At 44.1% G+C, this 1,497-nt stretch carries 1 protein-coding gene; it reads left to right on the forward strand.

The genetic code is table 11. The annotated features are described in order from the left end of the window. Nucleotides 1-1,421, forward strand: a 1,421-nt coding sequence (locus J6578_RS10260; RefSeq protein WP_287954612.1) for an endonuclease toxin domain-containing protein, incomplete at its 5' end; no start/stop codon positions are given. Between the last annotated feature and the right edge of the window lie 76 nt (nucleotides 1,422-1,497).

Here is a 1,497-nt window from a genome sequence, read left to right on the forward strand (position 1 = left end):
ACCGCACAGCAGACGAACAAGCCCAATCATGGGGTATCGGCGGCGGCAAGAGCCGAGCCCTGAACGCCGTCACCAGTGCCGTCACCGGCATCCTTGGTGGCCAAACCAACCTGCAAGCGGCTACCAACGCCCTCGCACCGTATGCCGCAGAACTTATCGGCAAACAATTCGGTCATGGCGACAACCAGAATCAGGCTGCCCAACTGGTAGCCCATGCGCTCCTAGGCGCCATCAGTGCCAGCGTAAACGGTGGTAATGCCGCCGCCGGAGCAGTAGGCGCCAGTGCCGCCGAACTGGCTGCGCAATACCTGATTAAACAACTGCCCAAAGATCAGTATCCCGAAGCCATAGACCCGAGAACCGGCGAGATAGACCCGAACCGCTTACCGGAAAGCGTCAAAGCCAGCATCAGAGACCTATCATCAGCAGTGGCCACCGTATCAGGTGGGCTAACGGGTGGTTCATTGGTTAATGCGCAGATAGCCGGTGTGGTTGGGCAGAATGCAGCAGAGAATAATAATTTAGATATATTGCGTGAAGAAGAATCCAAACGAGAGTTGGAACTGGCTACAAAGTACAACTGGACGAGCAAACAACTAACAGACTATATTACCAATAAAAGCCGCGGCTCAATCAAAGGATTTGCAGATGGTGCAGTAGAAGCCATTGAAGGCACAGCAAATGCAGTAAGACATCCAGTAGATACAGCAAAAGGTATATACGGAGTCATTAGTGATCCGAATGCAGTATTCAACTCAATAGAAGTATCAGTAAAAGAATGGGAAGAATTATACGCTTATGCTTTGCAGACAAATCCTGGACTAGCAGGAAAAATGGAAGGTTATTTGTCAGGTAAAGTAGGCGGTTCATTAACAGGAGGTTATTTAGTAACAGGAACAGCAGCAAAAGTAGTAAGTACTTTGGCAAAATCAAAATACGCTACTAAAATTAAAGAAATAGCCAAAGGGGCTGGAAAAAGTATTACTAAACCAGTTACTAAAGCAGAAACCGGAATTGAGTGGGGTAAAGGAATTCAGAAACAAGGTATGCCTTGGGAAGATTTTGTGGGTAAAGAGCTTTCTGCTGGTTCGCGGCTACCGCCCAATTTTAAAACATTTGATTATTACGACCCAGTGACAAAAAAAGCAGTTAGTGTTAAAACATTAGATACCACCACCCCTGCCAAGATAGCTAATCCAAAACAAATTTTTAATACATTAAAAAATAATATTGATGCGGCAGCGAATTTTACACGACATGATTTAAGAGGAAGTACTGTATTAAGTACAGATATTAGCAGTAGAGAAATTCGTTTAGCTGTACCTGCCACAACTAATAAAGTACAATGGCAACAAATTCATAGAGCTATTGACTATGGTAAAAGTCGAGGCGTTAAGGTTATTGTAACAGAGGTCAAATGATGGATTTTACAACACAAGAATGGTTTTATGCATCAGCATATCAAAACCAAGATTTTATCAATATTAAAACTTTTTC

The organism is Snodgrassella sp. (genome assembly GCF_024103505.1).
Classification (GTDB): domain Bacteria; phylum Pseudomonadota; class Gammaproteobacteria; order Burkholderiales; family Neisseriaceae; genus Snodgrassella; species Snodgrassella communis.